The organism is Streptomyces sp. NPDC003027 (assembly GCF_053591435.1).
In genome coordinates this window covers 81598-101280 of the sequence record NZ_JBSFTU010000025.1, presented here as the reverse complement: position 1 = coordinate 101280, position 19683 = coordinate 81598, and the positions used below count along the sequence as shown (strand labels likewise).

General features: G+C 72.0%; 15 protein-coding genes. 7 read left to right on the top strand and 8 right to left on the bottom strand.

Going from position 1 to position 19683, the window contains the following annotated elements:
* Nucleotides 1-84 precede the first annotated feature (84 nt).
* The gene (locus tag ACWDX6_RS19460; protein ID WP_451486130.1) at nt 85-711 is read right to left on the bottom strand and encodes a TetR/AcrR family transcriptional regulator; all 627 of its coding nucleotides are present in this window, start codon (nt 709-711) and stop codon (nt 85-87) included.
* A 287-nt stretch (nt 712-998) separates the two neighbouring features.
* Between ACWDX6_RS19460 and ACWDX6_RS19455 the strand changes: the two genes are divergently transcribed.
* From ACWDX6_RS19455 to ACWDX6_RS19440, 4 genes are all read left to right on the top strand, one after another.
* Complete coding sequence (locus ACWDX6_RS19455; RefSeq protein ID WP_451486129.1) at nt 999-1964, top strand: tetratricopeptide repeat protein; 966 nt, start codon at nt 999-1001, stop codon at nt 1962-1964.
* 587 nt (nt 1965-2551) lie between these two features.
* Nucleotides 2552-3196, top strand: coding sequence for a DUF6230 family protein (locus tag ACWDX6_RS19450; protein ID WP_451486128.1), 645 nt, complete (start codon nt 2552-2554; stop codon nt 3194-3196).
* A 116-nt stretch (nt 3197-3312) separates the two neighbouring features.
* Complete coding sequence (locus ACWDX6_RS19445; RefSeq protein ID WP_451486127.1) at nt 3313-3921, top strand: DUF6114 domain-containing protein; 609 nt, start codon at nt 3313-3315, stop codon at nt 3919-3921.
* Nucleotides 3911-5200 (top strand): hypothetical protein, encoded by a 1290-nt coding sequence (locus ACWDX6_RS19440; protein WP_451486126.1) that lies wholly within the window; start codon nt 3911-3913, stop codon nt 5198-5200. Before ACWDX6_RS19445 ends, ACWDX6_RS19440 begins: the two co-directional genes overlap by 11 nt.
* Before the next feature lie 87 nt (nt 5201-5287).
* Here the strand turns inward: ACWDX6_RS19440 and pyk are convergent, their stop codons facing one another.
* The 3 genes from pyk to pta form a co-directional block, all read right to left on the bottom strand.
* A complete protein-coding gene (gene pyk, locus ACWDX6_RS19435; protein WP_451486125.1) occupies nt 5288-6718 on the bottom strand; it encodes a pyruvate kinase in 1431 nt (476 codons plus the stop codon).
* 74 nt (nt 6719-6792) lie between these two features.
* The gene (locus tag ACWDX6_RS19430) at nt 6793-8022 is read right to left on the bottom strand and encodes an acetate kinase (RefSeq protein WP_451486124.1); all 1230 of its coding nucleotides are present in this window, start codon (nt 8020-8022) and stop codon (nt 6793-6795) included.
* Nucleotides 8019-10130 carry a phosphate acetyltransferase gene (gene pta / locus ACWDX6_RS19425; protein ID WP_451486123.1) on the bottom strand — a complete coding sequence of 704 codons (2112 nt, stop codon included), beginning with the start codon at nt 10128-10130 and terminating at the stop codon, nt 8019-8021. The genes ACWDX6_RS19430 and pta overlap by 4 nt, the downstream gene beginning before the upstream one ends.
* A 257-nt stretch (nt 10131-10387) precedes the next feature.
* Here pta and ACWDX6_RS19420 point away from each other — a divergent pair, with 257 nt between their 5' ends.
* Nucleotides 10388-11413, top strand: coding sequence for an ATP-dependent 6-phosphofructokinase (locus ACWDX6_RS19420; protein WP_451486122.1), 1026 nt, complete (start codon nt 10388-10390; stop codon nt 11411-11413).
* A 297-nt stretch (nt 11414-11710) separates the two neighbouring features.
* Entirely contained in the window at nt 11711-12889 is a 1179-nt protein-coding gene (locus tag ACWDX6_RS19415) for an RICIN domain-containing protein (protein WP_451486121.1), read from the top strand.
* Between the two features lie 60 nt (nt 12890-12949).
* Here the strand turns inward: ACWDX6_RS19415 and ACWDX6_RS19410 are convergent, their stop codons facing one another.
* The 3 genes from ACWDX6_RS19410 to ACWDX6_RS19400 all read right to left on the bottom strand — a co-directional run bounded on the left by ACWDX6_RS19410 (nt 12950) and on the right by ACWDX6_RS19400 (nt 16207).
* The gene (locus ACWDX6_RS19410; RefSeq protein WP_451486133.1) at nt 12950-13558 is read right to left on the bottom strand and encodes a helix-turn-helix domain-containing protein; all 609 of its coding nucleotides are present in this window, start codon (nt 13556-13558) and stop codon (nt 12950-12952) included.
* Between the two features lie 283 nt (nt 13559-13841).
* A complete protein-coding gene (locus ACWDX6_RS19405; protein ID WP_451486120.1) occupies nt 13842-14543 on the bottom strand; it encodes a response regulator in 702 nt (233 codons plus the stop codon).
* Complete coding sequence (locus ACWDX6_RS19400; RefSeq protein WP_451486119.1) at nt 14540-16207, bottom strand: sensor histidine kinase; 1668 nt, start codon at nt 16205-16207, stop codon at nt 14540-14542. The genes ACWDX6_RS19405 and ACWDX6_RS19400 overlap by 4 nt, the downstream gene beginning before the upstream one ends.
* Before the next feature lie 138 nt (nt 16208-16345).
* Here ACWDX6_RS19400 and ACWDX6_RS19395 point away from each other — a divergent pair, with 138 nt between their 5' ends.
* Nucleotides 16346-17764 carry a cation:dicarboxylate symporter family transporter gene (locus ACWDX6_RS19395; RefSeq protein ID WP_451486118.1) on the top strand — a complete coding sequence of 473 codons (1419 nt, stop codon included), beginning with the start codon at nt 16346-16348 and terminating at the stop codon, nt 17762-17764.
* 214 nt (nt 17765-17978) lie between these two features.
* Here the strand turns inward: ACWDX6_RS19395 and ACWDX6_RS19390 are convergent, their stop codons facing one another.
* On the bottom strand, nt 17979-19427 hold the full coding sequence (locus tag ACWDX6_RS19390; RefSeq protein ID WP_451486117.1) for a glycoside hydrolase family 16 protein: 1449 nt from the start codon (nt 19425-19427) through the stop codon (nt 17979-17981).
* Nucleotides 19428-19683 lie beyond the last annotated feature (256 nt).

Genomic DNA, 19683 nt, shown 5'->3' with positions numbered 1-19683 from the left:
CGGGCCGCGGTAGGCCCCCGGATCGCGCCGGGGTAGGGGGCGGTACGGGATTCCTCCCGTACCGCCCCTTCGCCGTGGAGCGTGTCAGGAGGCGGTGAGCCGGCCGAGGCCGCCGATGAGCAGGGTGGTGAAGCGCGCGGTCCACTCGCGGTCGACGGGCTCGGCGCTCACCAGCGCGCGGTGCACCACCGCGCCGGCCACCACGTCGAAGATCAGGTCGTCGATCTCGTCGATGGTCTCCGGGTCCCGGTCGGCCGGGAGCTCGCCCCGTTCCTGGGCCCGTCGGCGGCCTTCGAGGACCAGGCGCTTCTGCCGCTCCACGATCGAGCCGCGGATCCGCTCGCGCAGCGGTTCGTCCCGGGTGGACTCGGCGACCACCGCCATCAGCGCCGTGCGGGTCTCGGGGCGCTGCAGGAGCGCGGCGAACTGGAGCACCACGTGCTCGATGTCGGCCCGGAGGGAACCGAGGTCGGGCAGTTCCAGCTCGTCGAAGAGGACGGCGACCGCGTCGACGACCAGTTCGTTCTTGTTCCCCCAGCGGCGGTACAGGGTGGTCTTCGCGACGCCGGCCCGGCCGGCCACGTCGCCGATGGTCAGCTTCGACCAGCCCAGCTCGACCAGGGCCGCGCGGCACGCCTCCAGGATCGCCGTGTCGGTCTCGGCGGACCGAGGGCGTCCGGTTCGGCCGCGCGGGCTGGTGGGGCTGCACATGGAGGTCGACCATACCCGTCGGTAGGTAGAGCGCCAGAGGCCGGTGATGTGACACGGTTCACGGGCCACCCCTTCCCGTGACCCCGGCCGTGCAGTTACGCTACGACCCGTAGCGAAAGGGTCCGCGAGGACCCCCGCGACAACCACATGCGCCGGGTGGGGACCCGGTGCGCACGACACGACGAACCGTGGTGTCCGTACGTCTCGCACACCGGCGGGAGATCTGCGGACGGCACGGTTCAGCCATGGCTTACCGGTAACGCGCGCGGAAGGGGGAGGATGTACCCATGCAGCCCCGAAACATGTCCATGAGCGGCGTCGTCGACCTCGCCGCGGTGAAGGCGGCCGGAGAGGCCAAGGCCAAGGCGGAGCAGGCGCGCGCCCAGGCCGCCCGGCAGGGTGGCGCGGCGGCCGTCGCCCCCACTGCCCTGGTGATCGATGTCGACGAGGCCGGCTTCGAGCGCGACGTCCTGCAGCGCTCCGCCGAGGTCCCGGTCGTCATCGACTTCTGGGCCGAGTGGTGCGAGCCCTGCAAGCAGCTCGGCCCCCTGCTCGAGCGGCTGGCCGTCGAGTACAACGGCCGTTTCCTCCTCGCGAAGGTGGACGTCGACGCCAACCAGATGCTGATGCAGCAGTTCGGCATCCAGGGAATTCCGGCCGTTTTCGCGGTGATCGCCGGTCAGGCGCTGCCGCTCTTCCAGGGCGCGGCTCCCGAGGCCCAGATCCGGCAGACGCTCGACCAGCTGATCCAGGTCGGTGAGGAGCGCTTCGGTCTCACGGGCATCGCTGTGGACCCGGAGGCCGGCGAAGCCGGTCCGGCTCCCGTGCCTGCCGGACCGTACGACGCCCTTCTCGAAGCGGCGATGTCCGCGCTGGACGCCGGTGATCTGGCCGGCGCCGTCCAGGCGTACAAGAACGTGCTGGCCGACGACCCCGGCCACCCCGAGGCCAAGCTGGGCCTCGCCCAGGCCGAGCTGCTCGCCCGCGTGCAGGGCATGGACCCGCAGCAGGTGCGGAAGAACGCGGCCGACGACCCGGCCGACGTGACCGCGCAGATCGCCGCCGCCGACCTGGACCTGGTGGGCGGTCATGTCGAGGACGCCTTCAGCCGGCTCGTCGACGTCGTGCGGCGTACGGCGGGCGAGGACCGGGACGCCGCTCGGCTGCGGCTCCTGGAGCTGTTCGAGGTGATCGGTCCGGACGACCCGCGGGTGACGGCGGCCCGTCAGGCCCTCGCGCGCGTGCTGTTCTGACCCTCTGCCCTCCCGCTCGGGAGGGCAACCGATTTGGCGACACGGTGACAAATCGCGGCCGCGCTTTACCAAAACTTGGTAAACGCGGCCGCTGTTACTTGCAGTAAATCGAACCCGGTGTTCTGTCCGGCTTTCGACCTCCTCCTCCCGATGTATGGCGCGCGTCGGCCGCACCCTGTGTGGCCGCTCGACATCGCCCTGTCGTGGTGCGGTTATCGACCCGTTACCAGTGAGTAACGAACCCCTTGTGCCCCGGCGCGGAATGGACCACGATCGGCGACGCTCGGTCCGATACCGCACCAGCCCGGCAACCATCCGGGCCCGCGGCGAGGGTCCCCACCGAGCGGACCGGCGGCAGTGGCGCCGGTCCTGGACAGGGGGGTTCCTGCCCTCACCGGCAGGGCCTGTCCGGCAGGTTGCGCGCAAGGCGTGGCCAGTGGTTGTCGCTCGGGGGTGATCGCCGGTGATTCGGACGCGCGTCGTGCCCGATGCTCGGCGCTCTCCTTCCCGAGGACGTAGCACTTCTCCCATCCCAGGACGGGCCCCTGGCCCTTCCGGAGATGTACGTCCGAGAAGGAGGAATTCTCATGAAGTCCCAGGTTCGTGGCGGGACCAGATGGAAGCGGTTCGCCGTCGTCATGGTGCCGAGCGTGGCCGCGACGGCCGCGATCGGTGTAGGCCTGGCCCAGGGCGCGCTGGCCGCGTCCTTCAGCATCTCCGGCCAGGAGTTCAAGGTGAAGGCCGACAGCCTTGTCGGTAAGGACTTCGTCCAGTACGGCAGTGTGGCGTCCGGCAAGGACCTGCACGGCAAGCCGTTCGCGGAGCCGGTCGCCGTCTCGGGCTTCTCCGAGGCGTGGATCACCAACATGTGCCAGTCCGTCGTCACTCCGGACGTTCCGTTCGTCGGCAACGTCTCCCTGGAGCTGCGCGCCGGCACGGCGCAGAACAAGCCGGTCTACGCGAAGGGCATCTACCTCGATGTCTCCTCGCTGAAGACGGACGCCGAGTTCGGCAACATCGACATCGGCGTCGCGGCGGGCCAGCTTCCGAAGTCGAAGGGCAAGCCGGGCATCCAGCCGGACACCCAGGCCAACCCCTCCGGCTTCGCGCAGCGCGCGGAGGACGCGACGCTGACGGGCGTGGAGCAGACGGCGTGGGCGACCACGGCCGCCACCTTCAAGCTCCCCGACCTGAAGCTGTCGCTGCACAAGGGCACCAAGGAGTGCTTCTGAGGAGTAGCCCTCCTTGAGGGACGGGGCCGTGCTGTGCGGCCCCGTCCGTTCCGGGGACCCTTCCCCTCCTGTTCACCGTCTTTCTCAGCAACACCGCTTCCAGGGAGCTGTTTTCCATGAGCGCCGAGTCCACTGGTTCCCGCGGATTCCACTACTGGCGGCTGCGTTTCCGCGCCTGGCGGGGCGACCGGCCGTTCTGGGCAGGCCTGTTCACCATGATCGGCGGCGTGCCGATCGCCTATCTGCCCTACGGCGACATGCGGCTCGGCAACATGACGCTCGCCATGGCGACCACGGCCGGCGCCGGAGCGCTGATCATCGGCGTTCTGCTGGTCACGCTCGGCCTGACGATGTGGTTCCAGCCCGTCGTCCGCGTCTTCGCGGGCGTCGCGGCGATCGTCCTGGCGCTCGTCTCCATCCCGGTCTCGAACTTCGGTGGCCTCGTCGTCGGGTTCCTGTTCTCGCTCGTCGGCGGCGGGCTCTCCGCCTCCTGGGCCCCGGGCGTACCGGTGGAGGAGTCCACCGAGGAGGCCGAGCCCGTCCGGGGCGAGCACGAGTACGACGGTCCGCCGCTGGGCCCGGGTGACGGGGGCGTCCACGCCTTCGGAGCCGTATCGGTCCCGGAGCAGCGCGCCGGTCAGGAGCCGGGCCCGCTGCCGGGCCCCGGTGCGCACGCGACCGAAACGACGATCGATGCCAACGGCGGGAGGAACAGTGCGGGGTGACGAGACGCGGTCGGCGCAGCCGGCGACGGCTGGAGGCGACGCCACTCTGGCGAGAAAGGGTCCGCGGCACGCGGCCCCGCGCAAGTCGCTGCTGAACAAGATCCAGGGGCCCGCGGGCCGGGCCATGGCCCTGGCGGCCATGCCGACGGCGGTCCTCGTGGGCATGGGCATGGCGCCCAAGCCGGCCCTCGCCGACGACGAGATCCCCTTCGCCCCCGGTCCGTGCGTGACCCGCTCGGACGAGCCGACCCCCGAGAAGTCGACGAAGCCCGCGCAGACGCCCACACCCACGGCGACCCCGAGCGCGAGTGCGAGCGCGACGCCGGACCCGGAGGCCACCGAAGGGCGCCAGACGCCGGCACCCGGCGCCAGCCCCTCGGCGACCGAGACCGCGCAGACCGGCCCGGTGCCGCGGCTCACCGCCACGGCCCCGCCGGCGCCGACTGCGACGCCCACCCCGACGAAGAGCGGCAACCCGCTCGACCCGCTGGGGATCGGCGACAAGATCAAGGACGTGTTCGACGGCCCGGGCATCGCGCCGACGAGCAGCCCGGCGCCGACCGGATCGCCCACCCCGACCGCGAAGCCGACCGTGAAGCCGACCACGGCTCCCACGACGCCTCCGAAGACGGGCGCGGACCCCAGGACCGACGCCCCGGCCGACCGGACCAAGGAAGCGATCAAGGACGCCGCCGACAAGGTGGGCGCCGAGGTCAAGGAGCTTCCGGAGGACGCCAAGGGACTCGACCCCAAGAAGGACGAGGACATACCCGAGGGCGCCAAGCCGCGCTTCCCGTGCCCCGAGCCCGACCCCGAGGCGCTCGCGGCGGCCGAACTGGAGCCGGGCATCCCGCTGCTGCCGGACGAGCCGTGGATCCTGAACAGCACGCGGCTCACGCTGAAGGGCCTCAAGTACCACGGCATCGTCGAGGTGAAGACGGGCAGCGGCAAGATCAAGAAGGTGCTGAAGTTCACCGCGAGCGACGGTGTCGGCATCAAGGACCTCCACCAGCGCACGGTGCACTCGCCCGGCCTCACCGGACACGTGCGGTCCGACAAGGGCTCCGAGTCGACCATGAGCAACGGCACGGTGACCATGTACACGGAGCGGCTGAAGGGCAACCTCTTCGGCATCATCCCGGTCACGTTCAGCCCGCAGACCCCGCCGCCGCTCGACGTGCCGTTCGCCGTCTTCACCGACGTCGAGGTCGTCCAGGCGGGCCAGTTCGGCGGCACCCTCAAGGTCCCCGGCCTGCGCAACACGGTCGAGCCCGACTGATCGGCCGTACGGACCCTTCGGGAGCCGCGCACGGCGAGGGCCCCCGTCCGATCCGGACGGGGGCCCTCACCCATGTGCGACGGCGGGTCAGCTCCGCTGCTGGCCGCCCAGGTGGTGCACCCGGACCATGTTCGTGGTGCCCGGGACGCCGGGGGGCGAGCCGGCCGTGATGACCATGGTGTCGCCCTCGTTGTAGCGCTGGAGCTTCAGCAGCTCCGCGTCGACCAGGTCGACCATCGCGTCGGTCGTCTCCACGAACGGGGCGAGGAAGGACTCGACGCCCCAGCTCAGCGTGAGCTGGTTGCGGGTCGACTCGTCCGTGGTGAAGGCCAGGATCGGCTGCGACGCGCGGTAGCGGGAGAGACGGCGGGCGGTGTCACCGGACTTGGTGAAGGCGATCAGCGCCTTGCCGCCCAGGAAGTCCGCGATCTCGGCGGCCGCGCGGGCCACCGAGCCGCCCTGCGTACGCGGCTTCTTGCCGGGCACGAGCGGCTGCAGGCCCTTGGAGAGCAGCTCCTCCTCGGCCGCGACGACGATCTTCGACATCGTCTTCACGGTCTCGATCGGGTACGCGCCGACCGAGGACTCCGCCGACAGCATGACCGCGTCCGCGCCGTCCAGGATCGCGTTGGCCACGTCGGAGGCCTCGGCGCGCGTGGGGCGGGAGTTGGTGATCATCGACTCCATCATCTGGGTGGCGACGATGACCGGCTTGGCGTTGCGGCGGCACATCTCCACCAGGCGCTTCTGCACCATCGGGACCCGCTCCAGCGGGTACTCCACGGCCAGATCGCCACGGGCCACCATGACCGCGTCGAAGGCGGCGACGACGCCCTCCATGTTCTCCACGGCCTGCGGCTTCTCGACCTTGGCGATGACCGGGACCCGGCGGCCCTCCTCGTCCATCACCTTGTGGACGTCCTTGACGTCCTCGGCGTTGCGGACGAAGGAGAGCGCGACCATGTCGCAGCCCATGCGGAGCGCGAAGCGCAGGTCCTCCACGTCCTTCTCCGACAGGGCCGGGACGTTCACCGCCGCACCGGGCAGGTTGATGCCCTTGTGGTCGGAGATCACACCGCCCTCGACGACGATCGACTTGACCCGGGCCCCGTCCACCTCGACGACCCGCAGCTCGACGTTGCCGTCGTTGATCAGGATCTGGTCGCCCTTGGAGACATCGCCCGGCAGGCCCTTGTACGTGGTGCCGCAGATGGACTTGTCGCCCGGGACATCCTCGGTGGTGATGGTGAACTCGTCACCGCGCACCAGCTCGACCGGGCCCTCCGCGAAGGTCTCCAGACGGATCTTGGGGCCCTGGAGGTCGGCGAGCACGCCCACGGCGCGGCCGGTGTCCGCCACCGCCCTGCGGAGACGGTCGTACCGCTCCTGGTGCTCGGCCTGGGTTCCGTGGCTCATGTTGAATCGGGCCACGTTCATGCCGGCCTCGATGAGAGCCTTCAGCTGCTCATACGAGTCGACGGCGGGGCCCAGCGTGCAGACGATTTTGGAACGGCGCATGAGGCGGATCCTATCGGTTTGTTTCACTGCGGAATATTCCGTCTGGTGGAAAGTACAAATGGGCGGGGGCCCGCTCAGGCGTTCACTCCTCCGTGCACCAGTGCGTAGCTCTGCCTGGCGATCTCCAGCTCCTCGTCCGTCGGCACCACGGCGACCGCGACCCGCGCGTACTCCGGCGAGATCAGCCGTGCCTCGTCGGACCGTACGGCGTTCAGGCCGGCGTCCACCGCCAGGCCCAGCTCCTCCAGACCGGCGACGGCAGCTTCCCGTACGGGAGCCGCGTTCTCACCGACACCCGCCGTGAACACCACCGCGTCCACCCGCCCGAGCACCGCGTAGTACGCCCCGATGTACTTCTTCAGGCGGTGGATGTAGATGTCGAACGCGAGCCGGGCACGCTCGTCGCCCTCGTCGATCCGGCGGCGGATCTCCCGCATGTCGTTGTCGCCGCAGAGGCCGACGAGCCCGCTCCTCTTGTTGAGCAGGGCGTCCACCTCGTCCTCGGACATGCCCGCGACCCGCTTGAGGTGGAAGGTGACCGCCGGGTCGATGTCGCCCGAGCGGGTGCCCATCACCAGCCCCTCCAGCGGGGTGAGTCCCATCGAGGTGTCCACGCAGCGGCCGCCCCGGACGGCGGACGCCGACGCGCCGTTGCCCAGGTGCAGCACGATCACGTTCACCTCCTCCGGTGCCTTGCCGAGCAGCTTCGCCGCCTCGCGCGAGACGTACGCGTGCGAGGTGCCGTGGAAGCCGTAGCGCCGGATGCGGTGGGCGTCCGCGGTCTCCACGTCGATCGCGTACCGCGCCGCGGACTCCGGCATCGTCGTGTGGAAGGCGGTGTCGAAGACCGCCACCTGCGGGAGGTCCGGGCGCAGGGCCATCGCCGTACGGATGCCCGTGAGGTTGGCCGGGTTGTGCAGCGGCGCCACGGGGACGAGCCGCTCGATCTCCGCCAGCACCTCGTCGGTGATCACGGTCGGCGCGCTGAACCGCAGGCCGCCGTGCACCACCCGGTGGCCGATCGCGGCCAGCTCGGGGGAGTCCAGACCCAGGCCGTCGGCCGCCAGCTCCTCGGCCACCGCCTTCAGCGCGGCCGCGTGGTCCGCGACCGCCCCGGTCTTCTCGCGCCTGGCCCCTCCGCCCTCCTGGAGCGGGGTGTGCACGAGCCGGGAGGACGCCTCCCCGATCCGCTCCACCAGGCCGGCCGCGAGCCGGCTGTTCCCCCGCATGTCCAGGAGCTGGTACTTCACCGACGAGGAACCGGAGTTGAGGACGAGGACACGGGTGGCGGTGGTGCCGGTCATGCGGGGAGCTCCTGAGCCTGGGACGGGACCTGGGACGGGACCTGGGACTGGATCGCCGTGATGGCGACCGTGTTGACGATGTCGCTGACGAGCGCGCCGCGCGAGAGGTCGTTCACGGGCTTGCGCAGCCCCTGCAGGACCGGGCCGACGGCCACGGCGCCGGCCGAGCGCTGCACGGCCTTGTAGGTGTTGTTGCCGGTGTTCAGATCCGGGAAGATCAGCACGGTCGCCTGCCCGGCCACCTCCGAGCCGGGCAGCTTGGTCGCGGCGACCGACGGCTCGACCGCCGCGTCGTACTGGATCGGGCCCTCGATCCGCAGCCCCGGGTGGGACGCCCGTACCAGCTTGGTCGCCTCCCGCACCTTGTCGACGTCCGCGCCGGAGCCCGAGGTGCCGGTGGAGTACGAGAGCATCGCGATCCGCGGCTCGACACCGAAACGGGCGGCGGTCGCCGCCGACTGCACGGCGATGTCCGCGAGCTGCTCGGCGTTCGGGTCGGGGTTGACCGCGCAGTCGCCGTACACGAGCACCTTGTCGGCGAGGCACATGAAGAAGACCGAGGAGACGATCGAGGCGTCCGGCTTCGTCTTGATGATCTCGAAGGCCGGGCGGATGGTCGCCGCCGTGGAGTGCACCGAGCCGGAGACCATGCCGTCGGCCAGGCCCTCCTGCACCATCAGCGTGCCGAAGTAGTTCACGTCCGCCACGACGTCGTACGCGAGCTCCACCGACACGCCCTTGTGGGCGCGCAGCCGGGCGTACTTCTCGGCGAAGGAGTCGCGCAGCTCGGAGGTCTGCGGGTCGATCAGCTGCGTCGACGGCGAGGACAGGTCGATGCCCAGGTCGGCGGCCCGCTTGCGGATCACCTCGACGTCGCCCAGCAGCGTCAGGTCGCAGACGTCGCGGCGCAGCAGCACGTCGGCGGCGCGCAGCACCCGCTCCTCGGTGCCCTCGGGCAGCACCACCCGGCGGCGGTCGGCGCGCGCCTGTTCCAGGAGGTCGTGCTCGAACATCATCGGGGTGACCCGGCCGCTGCGGGCCACCGAGATCCGCTTCAGCAGATCGGCCGTGTCCACGTGCCGCTCGAAGAGACCGAGCGCCGTCTCCGCCTTGCGCGGCGTCGCGGCGTTCAACTTGCCTTCGAGGGAGAAGAGTTCGGCGGCCGTGGGGAAGCTGTTGCCGGCCACCGAGATGACCGGGGTGCCGGGCGCCAGACGGGCGGCCAGGGTGAGGATCTCCTCGCTGGGCCGCTCGTTCAGGGTGAGCAGCACACCGGCGATGGGCGGGGTGCCGGCCGAGTGGGCGGCGAGCGCGCCCACGACCAGGTCGGCGCGGTCACCCGGGGTGACCACCAGGCAGCCGGGGGTCAGCGCGTTGAGGAAGTTCGGCAGCATCGCGCCGCCGAAGACGAAGTCGAGCGCGTCCCGGGCCAGGCCGGCGCCGTCGCCGAGCACCACCTCCGCGCCGAGGGCGTGGGTGATCTGGGCGACCGTGGGAGCGGAGAGGGCCGGCTCGTCGGGCAGGACGTAGCAGGGGACGGGCAGCCGGGCGGCGAGCCGCTCGGCGATGGCGGCGCGGTCGTCGGCGGCCACCCGGTTGACGACCATCGCGAGGACGTCGCAGCCGAGCACCTCGTACGCGCGGAAGGCGTTGCGGGCCTCGGCCCGTACGGATTCGGCGGGCTGGCCCTTGCCGCCGACCACGGGTATCACCGAGGCGCCGAACTCGTTGGCGAGCCGCGCGTTGATCGCCAGCTCGTCCGGGAGCTGGGTGGCGGCGAAGTCCGTACCGAGCACGAGCACGACCTCGTACTCCCGCGCCACCGCGTGGAAGCGGTCGACGAGCCGGGAGACCAGCTCGTCGGTGCCCCGCTCCGCCTGGAGCGCGGCGGCCTCGCGGTAGTCCATGCCGTAGACGGTCGCCGGGTCCTGGGAGAGCCGGTAGCGCGCCCGCAGGAGATCGAACAGGCGGTCGGTTCCGTCGTGGACCAGCGGCCGGAACACCCCCACCCGGTCCACCTGGCGGGTGAGGAGCTCCATGACTCCCAGCTCGACGACCTGTCGGCCGTCTCCGCGGTCGATCCCGGTCACGTACACGCTGCGCGTCACGCCATGCTCTCCTGTCCAGTCCCGTCAATCGAATGACGTCAAAAAAGCCCGATAGGGCAGCCATACCCCCTTGACAATACCTCCGTGGCTGGGTAAGGCGCTTGCCGGACGGAAGACCGGGAAGACGGGGAGCGGAGGCCCCTCGCTCCGCCTTCCCCCCGGACGCGCGGAGCAGTCGCGGAAGCCCGCGCCGGGCCCGGCGTGGGAGAATCGGCAGGGCTCACACGTACGGCTACCCGAGCAGGAGACACAGCACGATGCGCATCGGAGTTCTCACCGCAGGCGGCGACTGCCCCGGCCTGAACGCCGTGATCCGGTCGGTCGTGCACCGGGCGCTGACCGGCCACGGCGATGAAGTCATCGGTTTCGAGGACGGGTTCAAGGGTCTCCTCGACGGGCACTACCGCCCCCTCGACCTCGACGCCGTCAGCGGCATCCTCGCCCGTGGCGGCACCATCCTCGGCTCGGCCCGCCTGGAGCGCGACCGGCTCTCCGAAGCCGCCGAGTCCGCCCCGGAGTTGGCGAGGAAGTACGGCATCGACGTCCTCATCCCGATCGGCGGCGAGGGCACCCTGACCGCCGCCCGGATGCTCTCCGACGCCGGCATGCCCGTCGTCGGGGTCCCCAAGACGATCGACAACGACATCTCCTCCACCGACCGCACCTTCGGCTTCGACACCGCCGTGGGTGTCGCGACGGAGGCCATAGACCGCCTGAAGACCACCGCCGAGTCCCACCAGCGCGTGATGGTCGTCGAGGTGATGGGCCGCCACGCCGGATGGATCGCGCTGGAGTCCGGCATGGCCGGCGGCGCCCACGGCATCTGCCTGCCCGAGCGCCCCTTCCAGGTCGACGACCTGGTCAAGATGGTCGAGGAGCGCTTCGCGCGCGGCAAGAAGTTCGCCGTCATCTGCGTCGCCGAGGGCGCGCACCCGGCCGAGGGCTCCATGGAGTACCAGAAGGGCGAGATCGACCAGTACGGCCACGAGCGCTTCCAGGGCATCGGCAACCGGCTCGCGGTCGAGCTGGAGCGACGCCTCGGCAAGGAGGCCCGGCCCGTCATCCTCGGGCACGTGCAGCGCGGCGGCACGCCCACGGCGTACGACCGGGTGCTCGCCACCCGCTTCGGCTGGCACGCGGTGGAGGCGGCGCACAGCGGCGAGTTCGGGCGGATGACGGCGCTGCGGGGCACGGACATCCAGATGGTGCCGCTGGCCGAGGCCGTGACGCGGCTGAAGACGGTGCCGGGGAACCGGATGTCGGAGGCGGAGTCGGTCTTCTGACCACGAGCCGTGCGCCCCTGGGCCCCGACGCGGAGCGGCCCCGATCGACTCCCCCGTGGAGGATCGGGGCCGTCCGTCTTCCTCGTGGACGGTCCGGGCCGTCCGCCCTCCGGCTCGTGGACGATCGGGGCCGTCCGTCTCTGCCTCGGCAATTCCAGCCCCGTGACCGGAATTGCCGATTTCCACTCTTGAGTTGAACACCGCGATCAACAAGGCTTACCGCTGTCCCGGACATGTCCCAACTCCGTTCCGGGCGTGTCCGACGGCCGGTTTCGCGGGAGGGGCGGGGGAAGTCGCATGACCGAGGGGGACGCCGGGGGTCGGAGCGCGCCCGACCCGAGGGAGGCCACCGACCCGGCCGCCTTCGTCGCCCGGCTCCAGGCCCTCAAGGACTGGTCCGGACTCACCTACCGCGAGCTGTCCGTCCGCGCGCAGGCGCGGGGAGACGTCCTGCCCCGCTCGACGGTCGCGAACATGCTGGCCCGCACGACCGTCCCCCGGGAGGAGCTGCTCACCACCTTCGTCCTCGCCTGCGGGGTGGACCCCGGTGAGCTGGACAGCTGGCAGGCGGTCCGCGAGGAGCTGGCGGTACGGGGAGTACGGGCGGTCGCCGCACCCGGTCCCGGGCTCGCCGCGGAGGGCCCGGGGCCGGGGGCGGCGACCGAGGCGCGCACCGGCACCGAGGCGGAGGACGGAACGGACGCCGGGACCGACGCCGAGGCGGAGGACGGAACGGGCGCCGGGACCGACGCCGAGGCGGAGGACGGAACGGGCGCCGGGACCGACGCCGAGGCGGAGGACGGAACGGGCGCCGGGACCGGCACCGCGTGGCCCGGGGCTCCCGAGCCCGGTGCCGAGCGACCGCCGCCTCCCGCGCCCCGGTGGCGGATAGGGCGGACGCTCGTCGGGCTCGTGGCCGTCGCCGGACTCGTCCTCGCCGCCGTCAGCCTGGTCCTCACCGTCGTCCGGGACGGCAGCGGGACGGCCCCGCCCCGGCTGACGGCCCCGGCGGCCGGCGACGTACACATACGGGTGATCGGCTCGGACCTCTGCCTCAACGAGCGGCGGGGCGACAGGAGCGGCCAGGTCTACCAGGTGGAGTGCGCGGGCGCGGTCGTCCCCCGGTACTCCCTCAAGGACCTCGGGGGCGGCCGCTGGCAGATCCTCTCCGACCACCCGGACTACGGCCCCGGCTGCTCGGGCATCCCGTCCGGCGGCCGCGCCCCGGACGCCGCCCTGGAGGACTCGGAGTGCGGCGACCCGAGCCGCGTCGAGCGGTTCGCCCTGGAGCCCTTCGGCGCCCCGGTCGAGGGCTACCGCATCGTCCCCGTCAGCGCGGGGACCGCCCGCCTCTGCGTGACCGTCCTCGGCGACCGCACGGCGGCCTGGTCCCGCCTGGCCCAAGCGCCCTGCCGGGCGGACGCGGCGGGCCAGCTCTTCAGCTTCGACCGCCGCACCGGCGGGGTCGCCCCGTGAGCGGGTCCTCGGTGCTCAGCGTCGGCCAGGGCTCCGCGCGCCGGTGAGGAGCACGACGTGCTACCCGCCCGTCGCGGCCCAGAAGTGCTCCACGATGTCGTCGAGGTACTCCCGCCCGGCCGCGCCGCTGTCGCCCGAGGCGCCCCAGCTGCTCGTGGCCGCCATCTTGGCGTGGTAGTCGGTGTGCAGCCGCTGCAGCGCGGACTCCAGGACCCGCTTGGGCAGCGGCAGCATCTTGACCGCCGGCCGGACGTACGCCTGCCAGCGGGTCGTCGCCGCGTCCCGCAGCAGCGCCGCGAGGTCGTCGTCCCGGCCGGTCGCCGTCAGCAGCGCGCGGGGCCCGAGGCCGAGAGTCTCGGCGAGCGCGGCGGTCTGCCGCTCGTTGCCCCGCCAGCGGCCGGACTCCTCCATCCGCAGATACGTCTGGGTGTCCATGCCGACCCGCCGCGCCAGGTCGTCGGGCGCGAGGCCGCGGGTCATCCGGTGCTCGCGCAGCGTGGTGGCGGCGGCCAGGAGCTCGCCGGGGGCGCACCACAGGACGCCGGCCAGCGCGGTGAGCTCGTTCGAGGTCGGGGCGAGCCGGCCGCGCTCCCAGGCGACGACGGTGTCGGGGGTGATGGCGAGTCCGTACTGCGCGCGCAGGCCGTAGGCGACATGGCCCGGGGCCATGCCGAGGCCCTCGCGGAGCCGTCGGGCGGCGGGAGCGTTGAAAGGGGGAGAAGGAGGGGAGGGCTGCACGTCGCCACCGTAGAAGCGGTCCGTGACCTTTGGCTACGGTGCGTTCGCCCAACGACGGATGTCGTAGAAACGTGCGAACCGAAGGGTAACGTCGCGGATCCTGACAGATCGGGCATCTGGCGCGCACGGGCGTGACGCGTCCACAACCGGATCTTGGACGGGTGGGCGACCGGCGTCAAGACCGCGTGCGCGAGGGCCGGTGCGCGGGAGACGCTCAGTGTCCGTGGCGCGTGGTGGTGATCCAGCGGTACTGGAGCTCGGGCCGGCCGATCTGCCCGTACTGCGGGGCCCGTGCGGCCCGCCCGTCCGTGACCAGATGTTCGAGGTAGCGGCGGGCGGTGATCCGGGAGATCCCGACGGCGGTCGCCGCCTCCGCGGCGGTCAGCCCGTCGGGGGCCTCGCGCAGGGTACGGGTGACGGCCTGGAGCGTCGGCGCGCTCAGGCCCTTGGGGAGCGCGGCCGGCTGCGGGGTGCGCAGGGTGGCCAGCGCCCGGTCCACCTCGTCCTGGCCGGACGCCTCCCCGGCGGTGGCGCGGAACTCGGCGTAACGGGTGAGCCGGTCCCGCAGGGTCGCGAAGGTGAACGGCTTCAGCACGTACTGGACGACTCCGAGGGACACCCCTTCCCGGACGATCGCCAGATCGCGGGCGGAGGTCACGGCGATGACGTCGGCGGAGTGCCCCGCGGCGCGCAGCGAGCGCAGGAGCTGGAGACCGTGGCCGTCCGGGAGATAGAGATCGAGCAGGATGAGATCGACGGGGGTCCGGTCCAGGGCCCGCACGGCGGCGGCCCGCGAGTGCGCGACGCCGGTGACGGCGAAGCCCGGCACCCGCCCGGCGTAGAGGGCGTGCGCGTCGGCGGCCACCGGGTCGTCCTCGACGACCAGCACCCGGATGGGCGAGCCGGGCCGGTTCACGCCGTCACCGCCGCGGCCACGCGGGCCGGCCGGGTCAGCGGCAGCCGTACGGTGAACTCGGCGCCGCCCTCCGGGGAGCGGCCCAGGGTCACCGTGCCGGACGCGCGGGCGGCGGCCTGGCGGACCAGGGCGAGGCCGAGGCCCCGGCCGGCGCCGTTGGTGGACCAGCCGCGTTCGAAGACCGCGTCCCGGTCCTGGTCGGCGATACCCGGCCCGGTGTCCCCGACCCGGATCAGCAACTCCCGGTCCCGCGCCACAGCGGTGACGGTGACATGCGGCCGGACCCCGACCGACCCGGCCGCCGCGCCGGGCGCCGCCTCCCCGGCCGCCGCGCCCGGCGCCGCGCTCGCCGCCTCGACCGCGTTGTCGATCAGGTTGCCGAGGATCGTCACCAGGTCCCGGGACGGGATCCCCGCCGGCAGCAGCCCGTCGTCGATGCGGCTGTCGTCGGTCAGGACCAGCTCGACGCCCCGCTCGTTGGCCTGCGCCGCCTTGCCGAGGAGCAGCGCCGCGAGGACCGGCTCGCCGACCGCGTCGACGACCCGGTCGGTGAGCGCCTGGGCCAGCTCCAGCTCGGCGGTGGCGAAGCCGACCGCCTCGTCCACGCGGCCGAGCTCGATCAGCGAGACCACCGTGTGCAGCCGGTTCGCCGCCTCGTGGGCCTGCGAGCGCAACGCCTGGGTGAAGCCCCGTTCCGACGTCAGCTCCCCGGACAGCGCCTGGAGTTCCGTACGGTCCCGGAGCGTGACGACCGTGCCGCGGCGCTCGCCGCCCACCACCGGCCGGGTGTTGACGACGAGGACGCGCTCGGCCGTCAGATGCAGCTCGTCCACCCGCGGCTCCGAGGCGAGCAACGCACTCGTCAGGGAGAGCGGCAGCCCGAGATCCGCCGCCGAGGCGCCCACCACGTCCGCGTCCAGGCCGAGGAGCTCGCGCGCCCCGTCGTTGATCAGGGCGATCCTGCGCTGCCCGTCCAGCATCACGAGGCCCTCGCTCACCGCGTGCAGCGCGGCCTCGTGGTAGTCGTGCATCCGGCTCAGCTCGGCGGCGTTCATCCCGTGCGTGTGCCGCCGCAGCCGGGCGTTGATGACGTACGTACCCGCGCCGCCGAGCGCCAGGGCCGCGCCCGCCATCCCCAGCAGGGCCGTGACCTGCTCCCGTATCTGCTCACTGATCTTGTCGATCGTGATGCCCGCGCTGACCAGCGCGACGACGCGACCGTGGTCGCGCACCGGGGCGATCGTGCGGACGGAGGGCCCGAGCACGCCCATGTGCGTCTCGGAGAAGGTGCGTCCCCGGACCGCCTCCTCGATGTGGCCGAGGTACGTGCGTCCGATCTGGTCCGGCTCCGGATGTGTCCACCGCTTCCCGTCCGGGGCCATGATCACCACGAACGCGACCCCCGTGCGGTGCCGCACCGACTCCGCGTACGGCTGGAGCGACGCCGTCGGGTCCGCCGAGCGCACCGCCGCGACCACCGCGGGGGACTCGGCGACGGCCACGGCGGTCGCCGTGGCCTGCCGGCGCGCGGTCTCCTCGGCCTGGGCGCGGTCGCTGACGTACGCGAAGACGGCGCATCCCGCCACGATCGCCGCCACCAGCACGACCTGCATCGCGAAGAGCTGGCCGGCGAGGCTGCGGGGCCGGGGGAGGGGAATGCGCATGTCCGTAAGTGTGCCTGGCCCGATGTGCGAGGCCGGAATCCCGTTCCCGAATCGTTTCCCATTCCGGTCCCGCGTTTTCCGGCCCGCGAGGAATCGCGTGAACGAAAGGAACGCAAGGGTGACCCCGCTCACAGGCTGATGGATAGTCGCGGGGATCCACCGGGACGTGGATTAACCCATCAGCACGAGGAGGACCCCGTGGCCGCACGACGGGACCGTACCCATTACCTGTATCTCGCAGTCATCGCAGCCGTGGTTCTCGGCATCGCGGTCGGTTTTCTCGCGCCCGGCGTCGCCGTCGAGCTGAAGCCGCTGGGAACCGGCTTCGTGAACCTGATCAAGATGATGATCTCGCCGATCATCTTCTGCACGATCGTTCTCGGTGTCGGATCGGTCAGGAAGGCGGCCAAGGTCGGTGCCGTCGGCGGCCTCGCGCTCGGGTACTTCCTCGTCATGTCGACCGTCGCCCTCGCGATCGGCCTGGTCGTCGGCAACATCCTGGAGCCGGGCTCCAGCCTCCATCTGACCAAGGAGGTGGCCGAGGCCGGCTCGCAGCAGGCGGAAGGCGCGAGCGAGTCCACGGTGGACTTCCTGCTCGGCATCATCCCCAAGACGCTGGTCTCCGCCTTCACGGAGGGCGAGGTCCTCCAGACCCTGCTGGTCGCCCTCCTCGCCGGCTTCGCGCTCCAGGCCATGGGGAAGGCCGGGGAGCCGGTGCTGCGCGGGATCGGGCACATCCAGCGGCTGGTCTTCCGCATCCTCGCGATGATCATGTGGGTGGCCCCGGTCGGCGCGTTCGGCGCCATCGCGGCCGTCGTCGGCGCCACCGGCGTCGACGCCCTCAAGTCGCTCGCCGTCATCATGATCGGCTTCTACGTGACGTGCGCGCTGTTCGTCTTCGTGGTGCTCGGCGCGCTCCTGCGGCTGGTCGCCGGCGTGAACATCCTGGCGCTCCTGAAGTACCTGGGCCGCGAGTTCCTGCTGATCCTCTCCACGTCCTCGTCCGAGTCGGCGCTGCCCCGGCTGATCGCGAAGATGGAGCACCTCGGGGTGAGCAAGCCGGTCGTCGGCATCACCGTGCCCACCGGCTACTCCTTCAACCTCGACGGCACCGCGATCTATCTGACGATGGCCTCCCTCTTCGTCGCCGAGGCGATGGGCAACCCGCTGTCGGTCGGCGAGCAGATCTCGCTCCTCGTCTTCATGGTCATCGCCTCCAAGGGCGCGGCGGGTGTGACGGGCGCCGGCCTCGCGACCCTCGCCGGCGGACTCCAGTCGCACCGCCCCGAGCTGGTCGACGGCGTCGGTCTGATCGTCGGCATCGACCGCTTCATGAGCGAGGCCCGCGCGCTGACCAACTTCGCGGGCAACGCCGTCGCGACCGTCCTGGTCGGCACCTGGACCAAGGAGATCGACAAGGCGCGGGTCTCCGAGGTCCTGGCCGGGCGGGTCCCCTTCGACGAGAAGACCCTGGTCGACGACCACGCCCCCGCGCCGAGCGACATGCCGGACCAGCGTGCCGAGGAGGGCGAGGAGAAGGCCCGGGCGGGCGTCTGAGCCGGCCGGGGAGGGGGCGCGCACGCCCCAGCCCGCGGGCGTCCGAGCCGGCGCCCGACCCAGACCACCCCGGTTCCCGGGCCTTGAGCCGGATCCGGGCCCCGGGGGGACGGAGACGACCCCGGCCTTCCGGCCGGGGTCGTCACTCGTCACGCCACGGCGGTCAGGACCGCCGGAACCACTGGCCGCCCTGACCGCCGTGCGCGCCCGTCCCTCAGCCGAAGGGGATACGGACGACCGACTGGTTGCCGACGCCGAGCGTGCTCGGCCCGTTCCCGATCGCGTTCCACACCTCGATCCGGACCCGGCCGTTCACCAGGTTCCCGTGGCTCCCGGTCGCCGACTTCAGGCCCTTCGCCTGCGTGTAGTGCTCGTAGCCGGGCACCGGATCGGTCGCGAAGTACTGGTACGTCTCCGTACGCTCCCAGCTCCCGTCGCCCGTGCGGTCGTAACTCACCCGTACCTGCTGCCCGTTGGCGACCGCCGACCCCGCGTCCACGAACAGGTCGAACTGCGTCGAGCCGCCGTTGTAGCTCCGGGTGATCGGTCCCGAGGTGAAGACCTGCGGGTTGGCGGGGGCTCCGTCGTGGTTGGCGCCTCCGGCCGAGGCCAGGGTGACGGCCGAGCCGGTCGACTGGGCGTCCCCCGCGCCCCCGCCCGTCCGCAGGTGGAGCTGGGAGGAGCCCGACGGAGGCGGGGTCGTCGGCGGGGTGGTGGTCGAGCCGCCGCCGCGGGTCCACACCGCCACGTAGTCGACCAGCATGGGCCGGCCGGGAACGGTCGCCGCCGTCGGCGTCTTCCCCGCCAGCGCGTCCGGGAAGGCCCCGCCCATCGCCACGTTCAGCAGGATGAAGTAGCCGGCGTGGCTGGTCATGTCGGCCCACGCCTGGGCGCCCACCCGGGTCTCGTTCACACTGTGGAAGAGCTGGTCGTCGACGTACCAGCGCAGCTCGTTGGGGGAGACCGAGCGGTCCCACTCGAAGCGGTAGGTGTGGAAGGCCGACTGGCAGCTCGCCCCGGGGCAGGTGCGGCTCGCGCCGATGCCGGTCGTCTCGCCGCACGGCCCGCCCGGGTTCACGCCGCAGTGCAGGACGCCCCAGACGGAGTTGACGCCGTTGACGTTCTCCATGATGTCGAACTCGCCGATGGCGGGCCAGTTCCAGTAGTTGCCCCGGTAGGGCGCGCCGAGCGCCCAGAACGCCGGCCAGTAGCCGAGCGCCGCGTCCCCGGTGACGTTCGGCATCTGGATCCGGCCCTCGATGCGCAGCGTTCCGCCCGCCGGAGCCTTGAAGTCGGCCCGCTTGGTCTCGATCCGGGCCGAGGTCCAGTTCCCCGCGCCGTCCTTGAGCGGGGTGATCCGGAGGTTGCCGGTTCCGTCCAGGCGGAGGTTGTCGGGGCTCGACGTGTAGTTCTGGATCTCTCCCGTGCCCCAGTTGGCGGGCCCGCCGGGGTAGCCGTGACCGGTGTCGATCTGCCACTCGGCCGGGTTCGGGAGGGAGCGGTCGGGGCCGTTGAAGTCGTCGCTCCACTGGAGCGACCAGCCCGGGGCCGGCGGGACGGCGCCGCTGGCGGCGCCGGCGCCGCCGACACCCAGCAGGGCGCCCGCCGCGAGCGCGGCGGCGAGGAGTGAGGCGAGCAGGGGGGTACGTCGGACGCGGCTCAAGAAGAACACCTCCGGGGCGATGGTGCGCGGGGTGTGCGGGGGGTTGAGAGCGCTCTCAGAAAGCTTTTGTAGTTGGAGACACCGGCCCCGTCAATGGGTCCGGTGTCTTCGGTCACCGAACGCTCGGCGCCGCCGACTCCTCCTCCCCGAGGAGGAGTTCCGCTGCCGCCGCCGAGTCCTGTACGGTCTCCGGCCGACTCGCCCCCGGGATGGAGCACCGTCTCCGCTCGCGTGAGCAGCCATGCGAGCGCCATCC